Source organism: Aurantiacibacter luteus (assembly GCF_001010945.1).
GTDB lineage: Bacteria > Pseudomonadota > Alphaproteobacteria > Sphingomonadales > Sphingomonadaceae > Alteraurantiacibacter > Alteraurantiacibacter luteus.
The window spans coordinates 806859-819679 of record NZ_LBHB01000001.1; the positions used below are offsets into that span (position 1 = coordinate 806859).

The following is a 12821-nucleotide window of genomic DNA, read 5'->3' on the forward strand; positions in this document are numbered from 1 at the left end:
TCGTCCATGACGCAGCATAATTCCGCCATGGGCGATCTCCTTGCCGGCTATCACCGCTTCCGCGACGGCCATTGGGCCGAGGAACGCGAACGGTGGAGCGCCCTCGCCGAAGGGCAATCCCCGCGCACGATGGTGATCTCCTGCTCCGACAGCAGGGTCGATCCCTCGCAGATTTTCGACGTCGCGCCGGGCGAGCTGTTCGTGGTCCGCAACGTCGCCGCGCTGGTGCCGCCGTTCGAGACTACTCCCGGTCAGCACGGCGTTTCCGCCGCGCTCGAGTTCGCGGTGCAGTTCCTGAAGGTGGAGCAGGTCATCGTGCTCGGCCACGGCATGTGCGGCGGTTGCCAGGCTGCGCTGACGCAGGACCTGCACGGCAATGCGCTGGGCGAAGGCGGGTTCGTCGCCAAGTGGATCGACATGCTCGACGACGTGCGCGATCCCATCGCGGCGGAGCTCGGCACCACCGGACGCACAGCGGAACGTGCGATGGAACTGGCCGCCGTGAAGGTCAGCCTCGCCAACCTCAGGACCTTCCCCTGCATCCAGGAGAAGGAACCGGCCGGCGAGATCGCCCTTCGCGGCGCCTACTTCGCCATTTCTGACGGCGTGCTGCACCTGCTCGATGAGGAAACCGGCGAATTCGCGCCCGCGGGTTGACCTGCCGAGGCTGATCCGGCATTGTTGCGAACCATTCGCAATCTATGTCAGCCATTCAAGGTAATTCCATGCGCAAGATCATCCTGTCCACCGCCCTCGCCTCCACCGCCCTCGCGCTCACCGCCTGCGGGGACGCGCCGGAAACCACGATGGACGACCGCGTCGCGGAAAACAGCATCGACGTGCCCGAGGCGCCCGAGGCCTCCGGCGTGATGGACGCGAGCACTGTCACCGCCGAGCAACTGGCGGCCGCTGGCGTTTCGCAGGAAGCTGCCGCGGCCATCGTCGCCGGCCAGCCCTATGCCAATGTCACCGCGTTCAACGAGGTGTTGATGCAGTCGATGACGGAAGAACAGGCCGCGGCCCTGCGCGCCAACGTGTTCGTCCCCGTCAACCTCAACACCGCCACACGCGACGAACTGGCGCTGATCCCCGGCATCGACGACCGGATGATCCACGAGTTCGAGGAATACGTACCCTACGACGACATGGCCGAATTCGACCGCGAGATCGGCAAGTATGTCGATGCGGACGAGGTTGCCCGTTATCGCCAGTACGTCACGCTTTAAGTCTCAAACCCTGGCGCGGCGTTGCAGCGTCAGACGCGCGATCCAGATGGCGGCGAGTATCCCGATGTGGAGATACGCCGTCATCGGATCGAAGGCGGTCAGCGCCCAGTGCACGAATGTGAGGACGGCTGCCGGGTAGACCAGCCGGTGCAGCCGCTTCCACCCGCGCTTCAGCGCCCGCATCGATGCATCGTTGGACGTGATGGCCAGCGGCAGGAACAGCGCAAAGGCGAGCCACCCGGCCAGATATTGCCACTCGCCCGCCTCTCTCACGATTAGCGGCAGACTGCCCTTGTTCCAAAGGTATATAATCGTGTGGCCGAGCGCGTAGGCAAAGCTCGCCACGCCGAGATCGCGCCGCCGCCTGACGAGGAACTGCGTGATCGCGTTGCGGCGGAACGCCAGCCTTATAGGGGTGACCGCCAGCGTCGCCAGCAGCAGCCAGGCCGCCCAATCGCCGCTGTCGCCAATGATGTGGCCATAACCGTAATCATCGGGCGTCATCGCCCAGCTCGCCAGCATGAGCGCGCCGGGAGCGGCGAGGAGCAGCCAGAGGACAAGCCTGCCGGGCGATAACGATTGTCTCTGCGATGCCATGTCCGGACTCTTGCGGCAGCGCGCCTGCCGGGTCAACGCGAGTGGAGAAGGGTCACAGCTCTCGTTTGCTCGCATCCTTCGAGACGAGTGACCTTAGCCCAGCCACTTCACGCGGCTGGCAGGATCGCGCAACTTGAGCGCGGTTGCCCCGATCACCAAAGCTGCTGCCGCTATCGCCGCGAGCGCGATCAATGCAGCGCGTTGTCCCCCGGCCAGATAGATTGCCAGCAGGGCCCAGCAGAAGACGAGCGCGTAGACCGGATTTCCGCGACCTCGCCAAATGGCGAGCGAGGCTATGATGCCGCCGACGACGATGATGGCTGCCGCAATGGACGGATACTGCCCGTCGCCGCCGATGCCGTAGAAAATCGCCGTCGAGGTGATGTTGACGATGGTTGCCGCGGTCAGCCAGGCCGCCAGCGCACTCAGCGGCAACATCACCAGCCAGCGCTCCGCCGTCGTAAAGGGCCGCTCGAAGTCGACGAGGCGGCGATAGGCAGTCAGCACGCAGGCGAGGCCCGTTGCGATGATGATCACCGAAACGGCCGTCAGGGCGTTGAGCTGGGTGTAGAGCGCCCAAAGCCCGTTCGCCGCAAAAACGCCGGCTGCGGGCCAGCCGATCCTTGCCAGCAGGTCGCTATCGCGTTGCGCTGGCAAGGCCTGATAGATCGCCAGCAGGACCGAGCCGAGGTAAAGCGGTCCCCAGATGGCGAATGCCCAGCCCGCCGGCGTTATCAGCGAGCGCACCTCGTCCGACCGCGAACCGATTTGCTCTCCGATCCCCAGCGACGGCAGGAAGCTTGCGCCGATCTGAAAAAAGACGGCGAGGATGATGGCGATGCGCTGTGCGGTGCTGCGCGTGGGGTTGGCGATCATGCCATCGTAACTGTGTTGCGTTTCTCCCGTTCCGGGAGGCAGGGCTTGCGCGCCGTTGCACCGCCCGCCATGAGTTTCCCATGCCCGAGATAGAGCTCAAGAACATCGCCCTCCTGATCGATGCCGACAATGCCAGTCATTCAGGTATCGACCCGGTACTGACCGTGCTCGCCGAGCTGGGGCAGGTGAACATTCGCCGCGCCTATGGCAACTGGGCCAAGCCTGCGCTGTCCAACTGGAACAAGATCACCCACCGCTTTGGTCTGCAGCCGATGCAACAGTTCGACCTGACCAAGGGCAAGAACGCCACCGACATCGCCATGTCGATCGACGCGATGGACCTGCTCAACACCGGCAAGGTGGACGGATTCGGCATCATGTCGTCGGACAGCGACTTCACCCCCCTCGTCACCCGGCTGCGGCAGGACGGAATGATCGTCTACGGCTTCGGCGGGGCCAAGGCGCCCGAGGCCTTTCGTAGTGCCTGCACTCGTTACATCGACATTGACCAGCTCATCCGAACGGCAAAGTCGGGCGATGCCGAAAGCCCTGCTCCGCGCGAAAAGGCGGTGGTGGATGCCGAACTGATCGACCTGCTGGGCGAGGCATGGAAGGCTTCCCGGCGCGATGCGCAGGGCTTCGCCGCGCTGGGCGAGGTCGGCAAGATCGCCGGCAACCGCTCCAGCTTCGACGTACGCAACTACGGGTACACGCGCCTGTCCGACATGTTCGAGCAGATTCCGCAGTTCCAGGTGGAGCGACGCGAGCCGGGCAACCAGCTTTACGTCAAGCGCCTGCGCTAGGCGGGCACCATCCCTCGCCTCGTCCGTTGGGAGGCGAAAGCCGTCAGGGCGGCGAATGGCAGGGAGCTCAGCAGATCATGGTCGACAAATCGCAGAAATTCACATGGCTCGTGCGCCTAGGCTATGCCGCGCGCGGGCTGACCTACCTGCTGCTGGGCTACATGGCGCTGGGCACCCGGGCATCGCCCGACGAGGGCAACCAGGCCGTGTTCGAGATGATCCAGGATGTGCCGCTGGGCCAGCCGCTGCTGTACCTGATGGCCATCGGGCTTGCGGCCTACTGCGTCTTCAAGTTCGCCTCCGCCATCGGCGACGTGCAGCATCGCGGTTCGGATACCAAGGGCATCCTGCAACGCGTCGGCGACGCGGCGAGCGGCATTGCCTATGCCATCCTCGCCTGGGCCGCGCTGCAATTCGCCGGGGGCGACAAGCAGAGCGCCGAAAGCGGGCAAACCGCGCAGGCCACCGGCACCGTACTCGACTGGAGCCTTGGCGGCGTCCTCATCGGACTTGTGGGCCTTGGCTTCCTGATCGGCGGCTTCATGCAGGCGAAGAAGGCCTACACCGCCAGCTTCATGCACCGGATGGCGGGCGATGCCCCCTCGCAGGTCGAACTGGTCGGACGCGTCGGCCATGCCGCGCGTGCGGTGGTCTTCGCCATCGTCGGCTGGTCGCTGGTGCAGGCCGCGTGGCTGGAGAGCACCTCGCAGGTAAAGGGCATCGGCGAGGCGCTGCTGTCGCTGCGCGAAAGCGGCTTCATGTACACGCTGGTGTGCATCGGCCTGATGCTGTTCGGCGTGTTCAGCCTGGTTGCGGCCCGCTATCGCATCATCCCGGACTTCGGCGCCGAAGGGCTGAAGCCGAACTTCCGCTGATCAGACCTCGCAGTTGACCGTGCCCGTGCCGGTGAACACGACCCGGTCGTAGGGATCGTAGAGCCAGATCGTGCCGTTGTAGGTGCCGCCCACCGCGTCCGCCTCTGCGGCGCGCTCGGGCGCGTCCTCCAGTTCCAGTCGCAGCTTGTATTCGCGCGAGTTGTAGAGGGTGCGCGTGCGCGCCGGCAACTCGCGCGAGCCGACATCGGCCACGAAGCGCTGCATCGTGTTGTCGATCTTCATGTAGGCATCGGTCTCGCGCGCGATCACCCGTGCCCCCATGCTGGTGCCCGGCGCATAGGCGCACTGCGCCCCGCCGACGAGGTCGTTGGCCTCGAGGTCGGGATAGGTGATGGCGTCGGGCACGATCTCCGCCAGCCGCGGCGGGGCATCGTTCACCTGCCGCACGCGCTCGGCCATCTCGGCATTGGCGGCGGCCTGTTCGGCGGGGTCGGGATCGTCCCCGCACCCGGCAAGGGCGAGCGCCAGCAGCGGCAGGGTCAACAGGGCAGTGGCACGCATCAGTGTCTCCCGAACAGTTTCTCGACGTCGCCCATCGACAGCTTCACCCAGGTCGGTCGACCGTGGTTGCACTGGCCCGAGCGCGGCGTGGCTTCCATTTCGCGCAGCAGCGCATTCATTTCCGCAACGGTGAGCGTGCGCCCGGCGCGCACCGAGCCGTGGCAGGCCATGGTGGCGAGCACGTGCTCGATCTTTTCCGAGAGCAGCAATGAGGCGCCGTGGTTGGCGATGTCGTCGGCCAAGTCGCGCAGCAGCGGCTCGGGGTCCGCCTTGCGCAGCGCGCCCGGCATGGCCCGTACCAGCATGGCCGAGGGGCCGAAGCGCTCGACGACGAGGCCGAGCGTGGCGAACTGTTCGGCGTGGTCTTCCAGCCGGTCGCAGTCGGCCTCCTCAAGCTCGACCACCTCGGGGATGAGCAGTGCCTGGCTGGCGGACACCTTGTCCCCCGCCCCTGCCGTGCGCAGGCGTTCGAGCACGATGCGCTCGTGCGCGGCGTGCTGGTCTACGAGCACCAGCCCGTCGGCAGCCTCGGCGACGATATAGGTGTTGGCGACCTGTCCGCGCGCCACGCCCAGCGGGTAGGCGGCGCTTTCTTCGGGCAAGGCCTCGGCCACCTCGGCGCGGCCGAGCGGCGCGGCGACGGTCTCCACCATCGTGTCCCAACCCGCGCGCGCCTCGGCGACGCGCGCCTGCGACGGTGCCGCCCAGTCGCGACCCGAGAATATCGAGCGCAGAGCGGGCGACGGTTCGGCCAGCGGCTCCGCCTGCCAGCGACCCATCGCGCCGCTGTCGGGCGACTGCGCGCTGCGTCGATCGCCGGTGGAGAGCGACTGCCTGAGGCCGGACACGATGAACCCGCGCACCGCCGCGGCATCGCGAAACCGCACCTCGGTCTTGGCGGGATGGACGTTTACGTCGACATCCGCGAACGGCAGGTCGAGGAACAGCGCCAGCACTGCGTGCCGGTCGCGCGCGAGCATGTCGGCATAGGCCCCGCGCACCGCGCCGATCAGCAGCCGATCCTTCACCGGGCGGCCGTTAACGAACAGGTACTGGTGGTCCGCCACGCCGCGGTTGTAGGTCGGGAGGCCTGCCACGCCGGAAAGGCGCATGGCGCCCTCCCCGCCCTCGCGCGTCAGGTCTATGGCAACGCCGTTGTCCGCCAGTTCGCGTGCGACGATCTGCGCCACCCGCTCGGCCACTTCCTGCCCCGCGGGGACGCTGAAGATGCGACGCTCGCCGTGTTCGAAGGTGAAGCCCACGTCGGGCCGCGCCATTGCCAGCCGACGCACGACGTCGTGGCAGGCGGCGTATTCGCTGCGCGCGGTGCGCAGGAACTTGCGCCGCGCGGGCAGCTTGGCGAACAGGTTCTCCACCCGGACCCGCGTGCCCGGCGGCAGGCCGGCGGGCCCTTCCTCCACCATCGCGCCATGGTCCACCACGCGCCGCCAGCCTTCGGGCGAACCTTGCGGGCGGCTCTCCAGCGTCAGCCGCGCCACGCTGGCGATGGAGGGCAAGGCCTCGCCGCGAAAGCCGAGCGTTGCGACCTGCTCGATCGCCTCGCCCGGCATCTTGGAGGTCGCGTGCCGCTCAAGCGCCAAAATCATCTCGCCGGGGGTCATGCCGCAGCCGTCGTCCACCACCTCGATCGCGCCCAGGCCGCCATCGTCGATGGAAACGACGATCCGCCGCGCACCGGAATCGATGGCATTCTCGACCAGTTCCTTGAGGGCGGAGGCCGGTCGCTCCACCACTTCGCCCGCCGCAATGCGGTTGACGAGCGTCTCTGGAAGGCGGCGGATTTCGGGCATCGCGCGACCCTATAGCCGCTTCCGGCGGTTTTCGAGATGAACCGGTGCATATCTGCGGTGTTTTCGACAAATTTTTTGCCCTTTGCGGTGCACTCGCGCTAAGTGACGCCGCTTTCGCACCCCCCGGCACGCGGCACGCGCGATTCCGCGCGCCCGGCGGCTCTTTTTCAGGATACGGATTTCTCGATGGGTTCCTTCTTCTCCAATCTCTTCAAGTTCGGCTCGCAGAACATGGCCATCGACCTCGGCACGGCCAACACGCTGGTCTACGTGCAGGACCGGGGAATTGTGCTGAACGAGCCCTCGGTCGTCGCCATCGAGACGCTGAACGGGGTGAAGCGGGTGAAGGCCGTGGGCGACGATGCCAAGCTGATGATGGGCAAGACGCCCGACAGCATCGAGGCCATCCGCCCGCTGCGCGACGGCGTGATCGCCGACATCGAGATCGCGGAGGAGATGATCAAGCACTTCATCCGCAAGGTGCACAACCGCAAGACGCTGCTGCGCTATCCGGAAATCGTGATCTGCGTGCCCTCGGGCTCGACCAGCGTGGAACGCCGCGCCATCCGTGACGCGGCCAGCAACGCGGGCGCCAGCGAGGTCTTTCTCATCCTCGAGCCTATGGCCGCCGCGATCGGCGCGGACATGCCGGTGACGGAGCCCGTCGGCTCCATGGTCGTCGACATCGGCGGCGGCACGACCGAGGTCGCCGTCCTGTCGCTGCGCGGTCTCGCCTACACCACCTCGGTCCGTACCGGCGGCGACAAGATGGACGAGGCCATCGTCAGTTACGTGCGCCGCCACCACAACCTGCTGATCGGCGACGCGACCGCCGAGCGGATCAAGAAGGAATACGGCGTCGCCACCGTGCCGGACGACGGCGTGGGTGAGACGATCGTCATCAAGGGCCGCGACCTCGTCAACGGCGTTCCGAAAGAAATCAACATCAACCAGGCGCACGTCGCCGAGGCGCTCAGCGAACCGATCGGGGCCATCGTCGAGGGCGTGCGCATCGCGCTGGAGAACACCGCGCCCGAGCTCGCCGCCGACATCGTCGACCAGGGCATCGTGCTCACCGGCGGTGGCGCGCTGATCGGCGGTCTGGACGAACACATCCGCGAAGAAACGGGCCTGCCCGTCAGCATTGCCGAGGACCCGCTCACCTGCGTGGCGATCGGTACCGGCAAGGCGATGGAGGACCCCATCTACCGCGGCGTCCTGATGACCGCCTGAGGGCCCAACACTTAATTCGGGGAGCGGGCCGCGATGGCACCGCCGACAGCACAGAGAACCGGATCGAACAAGCGGGCGCAGCTCGGCCGCTTCGCCGGTTTCGCCTTCGCCACGCTCGGCGCCTTGCTGGGCGCGCTGCTGCTCGTCATCAGCCTGTGGCGGCCGGAGACCTTCAACGGTCTGCGCTCGATGGCGACCGATGCCGCCTCTCCCGTGGGCCAGGCGGGCGCGACGGGGCGCACCGGCAGCCGCAGTTTCTTCGAGGCGATTGCCGGATATTACGATGCCGGCAGCCGCAACGCCGAGCTCGAGCGAGAGCTGGAGATCGCCCGCGTTCAAGCCTCCGAGATGGCCGCGCTCGAGCAGGAGAACGCCCGCCTGCGCGCCGTGCTCGGCCTCGTCGAGAGCGAAGGCGAGAGCCGCCCGGTCGCCACCGGGCGCCTGATCGGCTCCAGCTCCACCAGCACGCGGCGTTTCGGTTATCTCTCGGCGGGTACGCGCGACGGGGTGCGTGTGGGCATGCCCGTTACTTCGCCCATGGGCCTTGTCGGCCGCGTGCTCGAGGTAGGCCGCTCCACCAGCCGCGTCCTGCTGCTGACCGACAGCGAAAGCATCGTCCCAGTGCGCCGCGCAACCGACGACGTGGTCGCCTTTGCCGAGGGCCGCGCCGACGGATCCTTGCGTATCCGCCTCATCAACCTCGGCATCAATCCGCTGGAGGAAGGCGACATCTTCGTTACCAGCGGCGCCGGGGGCCTTTATAGGCCCGGCGTTGCGGTGGCGATGGTGACGCAGATCACCGACGACGGTGCCATCGGCCAGTTGCTCAGCAATCCGGCGGCAACCGACTTCGTGGTGGTCGAACCGATCTTCGAGCAGGATCTGCTGGAGATGGCGCGCACGCCCACGCTCGCCGAACAGCGGGCCGAAGACGAAGAGTGATGGAACGCCTGAACGCCAGCGCCAGGCGAGACCAGTTCGGCAGCAAGCTCAACCGCGATCACTCGCCGGTGCTCGCCTTCGGCATCCCGTGGCTGACCATCATCCTCGCCTCGATGGTGCCGTTGCTGCCCGTCATCGCGCCTGCCCCGATACTGCCGCCGCTCGGCTACATCGCGCTGCTGGCCTGGCGCATGGCGCGGCCCGGACTGCTGCCGCTGTGGGCTGGCGTACCGCTGGGACTGGTCGACGACCTTTATTCCGGCCAGCCGTTCGGATGCGCCATCTTCCTGTTTTCCGCCACCATGATTGCCATCGAACTGATCGAGATGCGCTTTCCCTGGCGCGGGTTCTGGCAGGACTGGGCCGTGGCGAGCGCCTTCATCGTCGCCTACATCGGCCTGACCGCGCTGTTCTCCGGCGCGCCGCTTTCGGCTAACCAGTTGCCGCTGCTGTTGCCGCAGCTGGGCCTGTCCATCCTGCTGTTTCCGATGATCGCGCGGCTCGTCACCGCGCTTGATAATCTTCGGTTAAAGCGCGTTCGGCGATTTGGCTGACATGGATCGCCACATCACCTCCAACCAGCTCAAGGATGTCTTCGACCGCCGCAGCTTCGTGATCGGCGCGGTGCAGGGCGGCATCGGACTGCTGCTGGCGGCGCGCATGGGCTACATCGCCGTGGCCGAGAACGAGAAGTACACGCTCGAATCCGAGAGCAACCGCGTCAACCTGTCGCTGATACCGCCGCGCCGCGGGTGGATCCTCGACCGCAACGGCTCCCCCCTCGCCTCCAACCGCGCGGACTTCCGGGTCGATATCATCCCGGAGCGCGTTCACGATGCACAAAAGACGGTCGATCTGCTGAGCGAACTGCTCGACTTCACCGCTATCGAAAAGGCCGACCTGCTGCACCGGGTGGAGGAAGGCCGCGGCTTTTCCGCCGTGCCGGTGGCGAGCGGGCTGGAATTCGACAAGTTCGCCGCCGTCAGCGTGCGCCTGCCCGAACTGCCCGGCGTCATCCCCCAGCGCGGCTTCTCGCGCTACTATCCCACCGGCCCCTCCGTCGGGCACCTGCTCGGCTATGTCGGAGCGCCCAGCCGGGAAGAGTACGAGACCGATCCCGAACCCCTGCTTCTCACACCCGGCTTCAAGATGGGAAAGGACGGGCTGGAACAGCAGTTCGAAACGACCTTGCGCGGCGTGCCCGGCGCGCGGCGCGTGGAGGTGACCGCGGGCGGGCGCATCGTACGCGATCTCGACACGCGCGAGGACGTGCAGGGCGACCCCATCCGGCTGACTATCGACGGACCGCTGCAGGACTATGCCGCCCGCCGCCTCGGCCTCGAATCGGGTTCGGTCGTGGTGATCGATTGCCTGACCGGCGACATCCTGGCGATGGCGTCGATGCCCAGCTTCGATCCCAACAGCTTCTCGGACGGTATCGGCCGCGTCGAATATTCGATGCTGGCGGAAAACGATCGCGTGCCGCTGCGCAACAAGACGCTGAAGGGGCTCTATCCGCCCGGCTCCACGGTCAAGCCGATGGTGGCCATGGCCTTCCTCGAAGCGGGCCTGTCGCCCGATGCGGCCGTGGGATGCAGCGGCGGCCTGCGCGTGGGCAACCGCGTGTTCCATTGCTGGAAGCGCGGGGGCCATGGCCATGTCGACATGGCGAAGGGCATCTATCAGTCGTGCGACGTCTATTTTTACCACTTCGCACAGCAGCTCGGCATGGATGTGATCGCCGAGATGGCGCGGCGCTGCGGGCTGGGGCAGGAATTCCCGCTGCCCGTGGTCAGCCAGTTTTACGGCACCGTGCCCGATCCGGCGTGGAAGATGGAGAAGTACGGCCAGCCCTGGCAGCCCTACGACACGGTAAACGCCACTATCGGACAGGGCTACATGCTGTTCAATCCGCTGCAGCTGGCAATCATGTCGGCGCGGCTGGCGACCGGCAAGGTCATCATGCCCCGGCTGGTGCTCGACGGCACGACGCCGCAGTTCGGCAGCATGAACTTTCACGGCGACCACGTGCAGGTCATCCAGCAGGCGATGAGCGATGTGGTGAACGGACCCGGCACCGCAGGCCGCGCACGGCTGCCGATTGACGACGTGCTGTTGGCCGGCAAGACCGGCACGGCGCAGGTCGTCGGCCTCAACCTCTCGAACGGCAAGAGCGGTCCGTGGAAATACCGCGACCACGGCCTGTTCATCAGCTTCGCCCCGTTCAACAACCCGCGCTATGCCTGCGCGGTGGTGATTGAGCACGGCGGCGGCTCCGGCGCGGCCTACCCGGTCGCGCGCGACGTGATGACCTTCCTGTTCGATCCGCAGAAAGCTCTCGATGCGCTGCACGGGTTCGAGGCCGAATGGGGCGGCACGGCGCAGGAGCGGCTGGACCGCGACTATGCCGCCTACGCGTCTGCCGCCGGTGTCGACCTGCCGCCCGCCCCGGCCCCGATGACGCTCGCCCGCCAGGTCGACGCCGAGGCGCGCGCTGCCGTCGCCGAGCCGCAGCAGGCCGACACCGGGGCCATCCGTCCGCGCGAGGATGCGACACCCGTGGCCACGACGCCGCCCACCTTCGGCACGGGGGTGGCGGCCACGTGAGGAACACCATCGCCCTTCCCGCCCCGCTCGCCCAATTTCCCTGGCGCGTAGTGATCCCTCTGGCGATGCTCGTGCTATTTGGCGCGATGGTGCTCTATTCCGCCGCGGGCGGCTCGCTGAGTCCCTACGCGTCCTCGCATCTCGTGCGCTTCGCCGTCACGCTGGTGATGGCGCTCATCATGTCCTACGTCCCGATAGAATGGGCGCGGATGGGGGCGATCCCGGCTTACCTGGCCACGCTCGTGCTGCTCATGGCAGTGGAAGCGGTGGGCGCGCTGGGCGGCGGCAGCCAGCGCTGGCTGAATATCGGGCCGCTGGTGCTGCAGCCTTCCGAGTTCATGAAACCCGGCATCGTTCTTATCCTCGCCGCCTTCTTTCACGCCTTGCCCGTCGGCATGATCCGGACCTGGCGCGCCTTGCTGGTGCCACTCGGCATCATGCTCTTCCCGATGGCGCTGGTGCTGCTGCAACCCGACCTCGGCACCGCGCTCGCTATCGGGTTTGGCGGAGTGGTGGTGATGTTCCTGGCCGGTATTCCGCAGAAGTGGTTCATCGGTGCCGGTGTCGCAGGCATGGTGGCGATCCCGCTGGCGGTGATGTTCGTGCTCAAGGATTACCAACGCCAGCGCGTGCTGACCTTCCTCGATCCCGAGAGCGATCCGCTCGGCACCGGCTACCACATCACCCAGTCCAAGATCGCCATCGGGTCGGGCGGCATTTTTGGCAAGGGCTTCGGCAACGGCTCGCAAAGCCAGCTCGATTACCTGCCCGAACCGCACACCGACTTCGTCTTCGCCACGATGGCGGAGGAATGGGGCCTGATCGGCGGCCTGTTTGTGTTGCTGATCTTCGGCATCGTGCTGCGCTGGGGCCTGTCGGTCGCGCGCGATGCCAAGGATCGCTTCTCGCGCCTCCTGGCCGGAGGGCTGACGGCGACGATCTTTTTCTATGTCGCCATCAACCTGCTGATGGTGATGGGCTTCGCGCCGGTGGTGGGCATTCCCCTGCCCTTCATGAGCCATGGCGGATCGTCGATGCTGACCAACATGCTGTGCATCGGCGGCCTGATGATGGTGGAGCGCCACAACCGCCGCATGGGCTCGAGCAACGGGTTCTCCTGACCGCCAGCATTTTCCCGCGGCAAACCCCTTGCACCGCGCCCAGCAGCCGCTATGTGGACGCCTCTCCCGGCGAATCGCCGCTGGAGAGCGCCAGCGAAATCCACGCCGGTACGGACGCATAGCTCAGTTGGTAGAGCAGCTGACTCTTAATCAGCGGGTCCTAGGTTCGAGCCCTAGTGCGTCCACCATCCCCTCAACGGCGCGATCT

Annotated in this window: 13 protein-coding genes and 1 tRNA gene; 10 read left to right on the forward strand and 4 right to left on the reverse strand. The window is 66.7% G+C overall.

Annotated elements, in window-relative coordinates:
• Nucleotides 1-6 precede the first annotated feature (6 nt).
• Nucleotides 7-657, forward strand: coding sequence for a carbonic anhydrase (locus AAW00_RS03905; RefSeq protein ID WP_047002974.1), 651 nt, complete (start codon nt 7-9; stop codon nt 655-657).
• 68 nt (nt 658-725) lie between these two features.
• On the forward strand, nt 726-1226 hold the full coding sequence (locus AAW00_RS03910; protein WP_047002975.1) for a ComEA family DNA-binding protein: 501 nt from the start codon (nt 726-728) through the stop codon (nt 1224-1226).
• A gap of 3 nt (nt 1227-1229) precedes the next feature.
• On the opposite strand, the gene AAW00_RS03915 is transcribed toward AAW00_RS03910, so the two are convergent.
• Together AAW00_RS03915 and AAW00_RS03920 are read right to left on the reverse strand one after the other, a co-directional pair.
• Nucleotides 1230-1823: a ferric reductase-like transmembrane domain-containing protein gene (locus tag AAW00_RS03915; protein ID WP_047002976.1), complete on the reverse strand. Its 594-nt coding sequence runs from the start codon at nt 1821-1823 to the stop codon at nt 1230-1232.
• 93 nt (nt 1824-1916) lie between these two features.
• Nucleotides 1917-2699, reverse strand: a complete 783-nt coding sequence (locus AAW00_RS03920; RefSeq protein ID WP_047002977.1) for a hypothetical protein — start codon at nt 2697-2699, stop codon at nt 1917-1919.
• 80 nt (nt 2700-2779) lie between these two features.
• Between AAW00_RS03920 and AAW00_RS03925 the strand changes: the two genes are divergently transcribed.
• Both AAW00_RS03925 and AAW00_RS03930 read left to right on the forward strand, forming a co-directional pair.
• On the forward strand, nt 2780-3502 hold the full coding sequence (locus tag AAW00_RS03925; RefSeq protein WP_047002978.1) for an NYN domain-containing protein: 723 nt from the start codon (nt 2780-2782) through the stop codon (nt 3500-3502).
• Nucleotides 3503-3579: 77 nt separating this feature from the next.
• Nucleotides 3580-4377, forward strand: a complete 798-nt coding sequence (locus AAW00_RS03930; protein ID WP_047002979.1) for a DUF1206 domain-containing protein — start codon at nt 3580-3582, stop codon at nt 4375-4377.
• Here AAW00_RS03930 and AAW00_RS03935 read toward each other — a convergent pair whose 3' ends face one another.
• Together AAW00_RS03935 and mutL are read right to left on the reverse strand one after the other, a co-directional pair.
• Nucleotides 4378-4899, reverse strand: coding sequence for a hypothetical protein (locus AAW00_RS03935; protein WP_047002980.1), 522 nt, complete (start codon nt 4897-4899; stop codon nt 4378-4380).
• On the reverse strand, nt 4899-6710 hold the full coding sequence (mutL, locus tag AAW00_RS03940; RefSeq protein ID WP_047002981.1) for a DNA mismatch repair endonuclease MutL: 1812 nt from the start codon (nt 6708-6710) through the stop codon (nt 4899-4901). The genes AAW00_RS03935 and mutL overlap by 1 nt, the downstream gene beginning before the upstream one ends.
• 186 nt (nt 6711-6896) lie before the next feature.
• On the opposite strand from mutL, the gene AAW00_RS03945 reads away from it, so the two are divergent.
• The 6 genes from AAW00_RS03945 to AAW00_RS03970 all read left to right on the forward strand — a co-directional run bounded on the left by AAW00_RS03945 (nt 6897) and on the right by AAW00_RS03970 (nt 12801).
• Complete coding sequence (locus AAW00_RS03945) at nt 6897-7943, forward strand: rod shape-determining protein (RefSeq protein ID WP_047003515.1); 1047 nt, start codon at nt 6897-6899, stop codon at nt 7941-7943.
• Nucleotides 7944-7976: 33 nt separating this feature from the next.
• Entirely contained in the window at nt 7977-8885 is a 909-nt protein-coding gene (gene mreC / locus AAW00_RS03950; protein WP_047002982.1) for a rod shape-determining protein MreC, read from the forward strand.
• A complete protein-coding gene (locus AAW00_RS03955; RefSeq protein WP_047002983.1) occupies nt 8885-9439 on the forward strand; it encodes a rod shape-determining protein MreD in 555 nt (184 codons plus the stop codon). The genes mreC and AAW00_RS03955 overlap by 1 nt, the downstream gene beginning before the upstream one ends.
• A gap of 1 nt (nt 9440) precedes the next feature.
• Nucleotides 9441-11492 carry a penicillin-binding protein 2 gene (gene mrdA / locus AAW00_RS03960; protein ID WP_047002984.1) on the forward strand — a complete coding sequence of 684 codons (2052 nt, stop codon included), beginning with the start codon at nt 9441-9443 and terminating at the stop codon, nt 11490-11492.
• Nucleotides 11489-12613, forward strand: a complete 1125-nt coding sequence (rodA, locus tag AAW00_RS03965) for a rod shape-determining protein RodA (RefSeq protein ID WP_277619334.1) — start codon at nt 11489-11491, stop codon at nt 12611-12613. The genes mrdA and rodA overlap by 4 nt, the downstream gene beginning before the upstream one ends.
• Nucleotides 12614-12725: 112 nt before the next feature.
• Nucleotides 12726-12801 (forward strand) — tRNA-Lys (locus AAW00_RS03970).
• Nucleotides 12802-12821: the final 20 nt, after the last annotated feature.

Coding starts and splice junctions, on each gene's coding strand:
- AAW00_RS03935 (WP_047002980.1), bottom strand. CDS start 4,899: ATGCGTGCCACTGCCCTGTTGACCCTGCCGCTGCTGGCGCTCGCCCTT.
- AAW00_RS03930 (WP_047002979.1), top strand. CDS start 3,580: ATGGTCGACAAATCGCAGAAATTCACATGGCTCGTGCGCCTAGGCTAT.
- mutL (WP_047002981.1), bottom strand. CDS start 6,710: ATGCCCGAAATCCGCCGCCTTCCAGAGACGCTCGTCAACCGCATTGCG.
- AAW00_RS03945 (WP_047003515.1), top strand. CDS start 6,897: ATGGGTTCCTTCTTCTCCAATCTCTTCAAGTTCGGCTCGCAGAACATG.
- AAW00_RS03905 (WP_047002974.1), top strand. CDS start 7: ATGACGCAGCATAATTCCGCCATGGGCGATCTCCTTGCCGGCTATCAC.
- AAW00_RS03955 (WP_047002983.1), top strand. CDS start 8,885: ATGGAACGCCTGAACGCCAGCGCCAGGCGAGACCAGTTCGGCAGCAAG.
- mrdA (WP_047002984.1), top strand. CDS start 9,441: ATGGATCGCCACATCACCTCCAACCAGCTCAAGGATGTCTTCGACCGC.
- mreC (WP_047002982.1), top strand. CDS start 7,977: ATGGCACCGCCGACAGCACAGAGAACCGGATCGAACAAGCGGGCGCAG.
- AAW00_RS03920 (WP_047002977.1), bottom strand. CDS start 2,699: ATGATCGCCAACCCCACGCGCAGCACCGCACAGCGCATCGCCATCATC.
- AAW00_RS03925 (WP_047002978.1), top strand. CDS start 2,780: ATGCCCGAGATAGAGCTCAAGAACATCGCCCTCCTGATCGATGCCGAC.
- AAW00_RS03910 (WP_047002975.1), top strand. CDS start 726: ATGCGCAAGATCATCCTGTCCACCGCCCTCGCCTCCACCGCCCTCGCG.
- AAW00_RS03915 (WP_047002976.1), bottom strand. CDS start 1,823: ATGGCATCGCAGAGACAATCGTTATCGCCCGGCAGGCTTGTCCTCTGG.